General features: G+C 67.1%; 8 protein-coding genes. 2 read left to right on the top strand and 6 right to left on the bottom strand.

Annotation, left to right across the window (positions count from 1 at the left end):
* The coding region (locus JZ792_RS15540; protein WP_216911176.1) for a phospholipase C at positions 1-1,400 on the top strand (1,400 nt) is incomplete at its 5' end.
* 64 nt (positions 1,401-1,464) lie between these two features.
* On the opposite strand, the gene JZ792_RS15535 is transcribed toward JZ792_RS15540, so the two are convergent.
* Positions 1,465-1,677 (bottom strand): hypothetical protein, encoded by a 213-nt coding sequence (locus JZ792_RS15535; RefSeq protein ID WP_157978896.1) that lies wholly within the window; start codon positions 1,675-1,677, stop codon positions 1,465-1,467.
* A 321-nt stretch (positions 1,678-1,998) separates the two neighbouring features.
* Here JZ792_RS15535 and coaE point away from each other — a divergent pair, with 321 nt between their 5' ends.
* The gene (coaE, locus tag JZ792_RS15530; protein WP_216911175.1) at positions 1,999-3,195 is read left to right on the top strand and encodes a dephospho-CoA kinase; all 1,197 of its coding nucleotides are present in this window, start codon (positions 1,999-2,001) and stop codon (positions 3,193-3,195) included.
* On the opposite strand, the gene JZ792_RS15525 is transcribed toward coaE, so the two are convergent.
* From JZ792_RS15525 to JZ792_RS15505, 5 genes are all read right to left on the bottom strand, one after another.
* Positions 3,165-3,653, bottom strand: coding sequence for an SRPBCC family protein (locus JZ792_RS15525; protein ID WP_216911174.1), 489 nt, complete (start codon positions 3,651-3,653; stop codon positions 3,165-3,167). The two genes, coaE and JZ792_RS15525, sit on opposite strands and share 31 nt — an antisense overlap.
* Positions 3,654-3,714: 61 nt before the next feature.
* Positions 3,715-4,206: a pyridoxamine 5'-phosphate oxidase family protein gene (locus JZ792_RS15520; RefSeq protein ID WP_216911173.1), complete on the bottom strand. Its 492-nt coding sequence runs from the start codon at positions 4,204-4,206 to the stop codon at positions 3,715-3,717.
* Positions 4,203-4,541, bottom strand: coding sequence for an ArsR/SmtB family transcription factor (locus JZ792_RS15515; RefSeq protein ID WP_216911172.1), 339 nt, complete (start codon positions 4,539-4,541; stop codon positions 4,203-4,205). The genes JZ792_RS15520 and JZ792_RS15515 overlap by 4 nt, the downstream gene beginning before the upstream one ends.
* A 93-nt stretch (positions 4,542-4,634) precedes the next feature.
* Positions 4,635-5,159: a ribonuclease FAU-1 family protein gene (locus JZ792_RS15510; protein ID WP_216911171.1), complete on the bottom strand. Its 525-nt coding sequence runs from the start codon at positions 5,157-5,159 to the stop codon at positions 4,635-4,637.
* A gap of 69 nt (positions 5,160-5,228) precedes the next feature.
* On the bottom strand, positions 5,229-5,849 hold the full coding sequence (locus tag JZ792_RS15505; RefSeq protein ID WP_216911170.1) for a ribonuclease FAU-1 family protein: 621 nt from the start codon (positions 5,847-5,849) through the stop codon (positions 5,229-5,231).
* Positions 5,850-6,126 lie beyond the last annotated feature (277 nt).

Genomic DNA, 6,126 nt, shown 5'->3' with positions numbered 1-6,126 from the left:
AGGGCGGGCTGGGCGATATCGAGCATTTCGTCCTGCTGATGCAGGAGAACCGTTCCTTCGACCACTATTTCGGCGCGTTCTCCGGCGTGCGCGGTTTCGGCGAGGCGTCCACCGCCTGGCAGCAGTACGGGTGGACGCCCGGAATCGGTCCCGCCCCGGACGGTTTCGTGAATCCGTTCCGTCTCGACACCACGCGCGGGCCCACACTGGACGGCGAATGCGTCAACGATCCCGACCACAGCTGGGGCGGCATGCACCGGGCGTGGAACGGCGGCGCGAACGACCGGTGGATGCCGATGTCGATCGACAGCGTGGGACCGGCCAACGCCCCCGCCGCCATGGGTTACTACCTGCGAGAAGATATTCCGATCCATCACGAACTCGCGGATGCGTTCACCCTGTGCGACAACTACCACTGCTCGGTCCTGGGCCCCACCGACCCGAACCGGCTGTACTGGATCGGCGCGACCATCGACCCCGACGGCACCGCGGGCGGTCCGCTGGTCGAAACGCCGCTGCTGCTCCCGCGTCATGCCTACAGCTGGCGGACCTACCCGGAGAACCTGTCCGAGGCGGGCGTGGACTGGAAGATCTACAACAATCGCGACTTCGGTCCGCTCGCCTCGGTGCTGCTGGACGGGATGATCGGCTGTTTCACCCAGTCCTCGGACCCGAATTCGGAACTCGCGCGGCGGGGAACGGCCCCGACGTACCCGAACGATTTCCAGGCCGATGTCGCCGCCGACCGGCTGCCCGCCGTCTCCTGGGTGGTTCCGTCCGTGCTCACCTGCGAACATCCCGCGCTGCCCGCCGCGTTCGGCGCTTTCGGCATCGTCCAACTGCTCGACATCCTCACCTCGAATCCGGCGGTGTGGGAGAAGACCGCGCTCATCGTGAGCTATGACGAGAACGGTGGGTTCTTCGACCACGTCACCCCGCCGACCGCGCCACCGGGAACGCCGGGGGAGTTCCTGACGGTTCCGTTGGATCGGGTGTCGTCGTCGGCGGGTATCGCGGGGCCGATCGGACTGGGCTATCGCGTTCCCGGCCTTGTCATCTCGCCCTACAGTCGCGGCGGCCTCGTCGCCTCGGAGACGTTCGACCACACCTCGCAGTTACGTCTGCTCGAAACCAGGTTCGGTGTCGAGGTGCCGAATCTGACGGCGTGGCGACGTGGCGTCACGGGGGATATGACATCGGCTTTCGACTTCGGTACCGCGCCGGATCCGGCGTCCCCGGTACTGACCGATCCCGGACCGCGAATCGGTGCGGCCGCGGCGCAGTGCGGTCCCAATATCGCGCTCGGCACCGCGAATCTCGGCATCCCCTACCCGGTTCCGCCCAACGCGATGCCGGAGCAGCGGCCGGGTGCGCGCCGGAGCCCGAGTGGGCTGGTATGACACACCCCGGACATGCGACAGTGGCCCGACCCGGAGCGGGTGGGGCCACTGCCCGAAGGAGAGGTCAGCCGGCGGTGGCGGGAACCCAGCGCACGGATGCGAAAGCTGGACGTTTTCGCATGGCCGCGAAACTGTGCCGTGCCGGACTGATCAAAGCGGTGAACCATGAGCGGCGGTGCTCGGCGAGCGCGGCCGCGACAGCGGGGATCTGGATGCAGTGCACGCCTCCCGCCATTCCCAGGCGGTGGCGACCCGACTGGTTGATTCTGGTGCCCAATGAGTTTCCTTTGCTAGCTGGTTCTGGCCTGGATCGCCACGGCGAAGATTAGCCGACAAAAAGGGCGCCGCAGAGTATTTTGCGCGAGTAATTGCCTCGGCGTGTCGGAAGTTCGACGCGCGGGTGTGAGGGTGGGCCGGAAATGTTGCGAATCGGTCTCGGCGTCATCACGGATCGGGCAAAACCGGCGAGTGGAGGTGAATTCGGGATCCGCGATGGGTAATCACGCGCTTCGGAGCGCGCCACTCGCGTCACCGCGGGAGCGGCGTCGGCACGCGGGTGGTCGGCGGTGCGGGGAATCGCGAATGCGAGACTGTGGGCATGTTGCGGATCGGCCTCACCGGAGGCATGGGAGCGGGTAAGTCGACGGTGGCGCGGATCCTGGCCGAACGGGGCGCGGTGGTCATCGATGCCGACGCCATCGCGCGCGAGGTCGTCGCGCCCGGCACCGAGGGCCTCGCGGCGTTGGCGCAGGCGTTCGGACCGGAGATCCTGGCGGCGGACGGCAGCCTGGATCGGCCCGCGCTCGCAGCTCGCGCATTCGCCGACGAAGAATCCAGGAAGAAACTGAATTCGATAACTCATCCCCTGGTCGGAATGCGCACCAAGGAATTGATCGACGCGGCGGAATCCGACGCGATTCTGGTGCAGGATATTCCGCTGCTGGTCGAGAGCGGAATGGCGCCGTATCTCCATCTGGTATTGGTGGTCGACGTCGACGCGGAAACTCGAATTCGCCGACTCGTCGAATTCCGGGGGGTTCCCGAAGCCGATGCGCGGGCCAGGATTTCGGCACAGGCCACCGATGAACAGCGTCACGCCGTCGCCGATGTGCTGCTCGACAACAGCGGCGAGCCCGGTGCGATCGAGCCGGTGGTGCATCGGCTGTGGGAGCGGCGACTGGTGCCGTTCGAACGTAATCTGCGTGCCGGAACGGTCGCGGCGCGGGAACTGCGGCTGGTTCCCGCCGATCCGGAATGGGCGGCCCAGGCGCAGCGGCTGATCGCCCGGCTCGCGGCGGCCTGCGGGTCGGCCGCGATCCGGATCGACCACATCGGATCGACCGCCGTACCGGATCTGCCCGCCAAGGATGTCATCGACATCCAGATCACCGTCGCGGATCTCGCGGCCGCCGACGGATTGCGAGATGCGCTGGGAGCGGCGGGTTTTCCGGTCGAATCGCACCTGGCACACGACAACCCGAAGCCGACCGGGGCCGATCCCGCGGGCACCGATACCGCGCTCTGGGCCAAGCGCGTGCACGGCAGCGCCGATCCGGGACGACCCGCCAACGTCCATCTTCGCGTCGAAGGATCACCGGGGGCGGAGTTCGCCCTGGCATTCCGTGACCGGCTGCGCGCCGACGCCGACGTGCGGTCGGAATACCTCACCGTGAAGCGGAAGGCCGAAGCGGCGGCGGCCGACAGTTCCGGAGAGGCCGCGGCCGAGGCGTACTACGCGGTGAAGGAGCCGTGGTTCGACGACGTCTACGAGCGGATTCGCGGCGCGGCGGACTGAGTGACCGCGCGCTGTCGCAGCAGCGCGACCAGCCGGTCCAGGCTCTGGCCCCAACCCTCCCGCGCGCCGTCCTCCGGGGCGAGCGGTCCGGGGGCGAGCAGGTGGAAGGTCATGGTGGTCTTGTTCGCCTCGGTTTCGGCGAAGGTCACCGTGGCGACGGATTCGCTGTCGGCGCTGCCGTCACCCGTCGGATCACCCCAGGTGAAGACCAGGCGTTCCGGTGCGACGATCTCGCGGAACACGCCCGCGCTCGGATAGCGGGCGCCGTCGGTGTCGGAGACCATGACCGAGTCGTAGCGGCCACCGACGCGCGGCTCGACGACGATGGTGTCGCGCGGTGTCGAGAACCCGTGCGGACCGGCCCACAGCCCCAGTTGGTCGGGATCGAGCCAGGCCTCGAACACCAGCTCGCGGGGCGCGTCGAAGGTGCGGACTATGGTGAATTCTCGGTCGCTCATAACGAAAAATCCTCTCGGCGTGGTGGATTCATGTACTCGGTGCGGTCCGTGAGGTGTGGCGCTACGCGCCCTTCATCCAGTCGGGGGCGCCGGAGGGGAAGCGATTCCGGAAATCCATGACGCCGACCCAGGTGGGGCGCACGACGATTCGTTCCATGCGCGGCGCCATCGCGCGCAGGAATTCGAGCCGTTCGGCGGCGGCCTCGTCGCCGCCCTTGTTCATCGCCAGCGCGTACTCCGGTGCCAATCCGTCGATTTCGTGAATTTCCGCCCGGCCGCGTATCAGCAGAACCTCCGGTGGCGCGGATTCGGTGTCGATCGTGATCGCGACGTCGGGGTGCCTGCGCAGCATTCGCGCTTTCTTCGACGGCGCGAAACCGGCCATGATCAATTCCGATCCGTTCCACCAGAAATTGATCGGCAGCACTCTCGGGGTGCCGTCGGCGGCGGTGAAGGCCAGGCGGGCGGGCAGATTCGCCGCGAGCAGCCGCCGTGCGGTATCGGTCTCCAACAGGCGGATATCGCCCTGGGGCAGTTCGGTCGATGCGGTCACCGGTCGCTCTCCTTGTGCTGTATGCGGCGCAGATGTTCGTCCAGGCGGTCGAAGCGGCCGTCCCAGAACTGCCGGTATCGGTCCAGCCAGTCGGTGGCCGTGCCCAGCGGGGCTGCCTCCAACCGGCACGGGCGCCACTGCGCGTGTTGCCCGCGGGTGATGAGTCCGGCGCGTTCGAGGACCTTCAGATGTTTGGAGATGGCGGGCAGGCTCATCGCGAACGGTTCCGCGAGTTCGGTCACGGTGGCCTCGCCCTCGGCCAGACGCGCGAGGATCGCCCGCCTGGTCGGATCCGCGAGTGCCGCGAAGGTTCTGCTGAGTTCGTCGCCCGTCATGGCCTCTATTTAACCACCTAGATAATTAACTGGATGGTTAAATGCTGCACCCGACGGAGCTGGTTGTCAAGGGTGGCCGCAGGAGGTCGAGAACTACTTCCAGGTCAGTGTGATGCCGAGCGATTCCATCCAGCGCTCCAGCGAATAGCCGTTGGCCGCGATGCCGTCGATCGCGGTGGCGGCACGTTCGATCGCCGCCTGGGATTCGGCCGCTCCGAGCAGTCCCGCGGTGTGGGCGGCCAGCAATTCGTCCACATCGAGCAATTCGGTGTCGCGTCCGGTGCGGACCACGATGTCGAGGTAGTGGTCCACCGAGGTCCAGCGTTCGTCGGTCACCCGGGTGAACTCGCCGATATCGAGGTAGTAGTCCTGATCGCGCTGATGTTCGGGGTGGTAGTGGAAGATCGACACCCGCAGCCCCAGATCGGGCAGCAGCCACGATTCGATGTAGTGGAACTGCGGATGATCCGAGGTCCGTGCCATGTACAGGCCCCACGATTCCACGTGGTACTGCTCGACCGCCCGGACGAACCCCTTGGGGTCGGTATTGGTCAGGCTCTCGAGATCGAAGTACTCGACCTTGGGCCGGTGCACGTCCACTGTTGGTGCCTGTGTCATGTCCTCAGAATCTACCGGTGTACCGCCCGGCGTCGAGTCGGACAGGGCTCGACCGGGCGGTGGAGACGGCTACATCCAGGTCAGCACGATGCCCTCCGAGGCGAGCCACTGCTCGAGGTCGTGCTCGTGCGACGCGCATCCGTCCACGACCTTCGTGGCCCGGTCGAAGGCCCGCCGGGCCCCCGCGGCGTCGAGGAAACCGGCCGCGTGCGCCGCGAGCAGTTGCTCGGCGCCGTGCAGTTCGGCGGGCTTGCCCTGACGTACGACGACGTCGAGGTAGAGGTCGGTCGCCCGCCATCGTTTCGGCGTGACCTCGGAGAATTCGCCGATATCGAGCCGATAGTCGTGTTTGCCGAACCGGGCCGGGCGGGTGTGCTCCCTGGTCGCCCTGATCCCGAGATCGGGCAGCAGCCAGGTTTCGGTGTGACGGCGTTCGGGCCGGTCGGCGGCGCGCGAGATGTACAACCCCCACGATTCCCGATGGCAGCGGTCGACCGAGGTGATGTAGCCCCTGCTGTCGGTGCAGGTCAGGTCCGCGAGGTCGAAATATTCGACGAGCGGTCTGCGGACCGGGTTCCCCGGTGGCGCCTGCGCCGGCTCGGCGCTGCCGCGCCGCAGATCACGGGCCATATAGCCGGCTATTCCGGACATCGTCGGTGCGGCGACGAGCAGGGGAACCAGAACACTCATGGCGAGTCCTTCGGCAGGTCCGGTAAACAATCAGGCTACACCCGGCACGGTCTCGGCGTGCGGTGCGGAAATATCCGGTCGCGGTCCGAATAGAGTTGCCGCCCGGTATGTTTCGCGGCGTACCATGCGGGGCGCGTCGTCGTCGCTGTGAGTCGTCTCTCGTTCCAGGCAGCCGGTCGCGGGTACGGCCCGACTCCGGTGCCGTCGGCCGATTCCCCGTGGTCGGGACCACACGGGCACTGCGGCGGTGCGCACATGCCGGGAAATCTGTCGGTGG

The sequence above is a fragment of the Nocardia noduli genome (assembly GCF_019038455.1).
Taxonomy (GTDB): Bacteria; Actinomycetota; Actinomycetes; order Mycobacteriales; family Mycobacteriaceae; genus Nocardia; species Nocardia noduli.
This window is presented reverse-complemented; position numbering and strand designations above follow the sequence as displayed.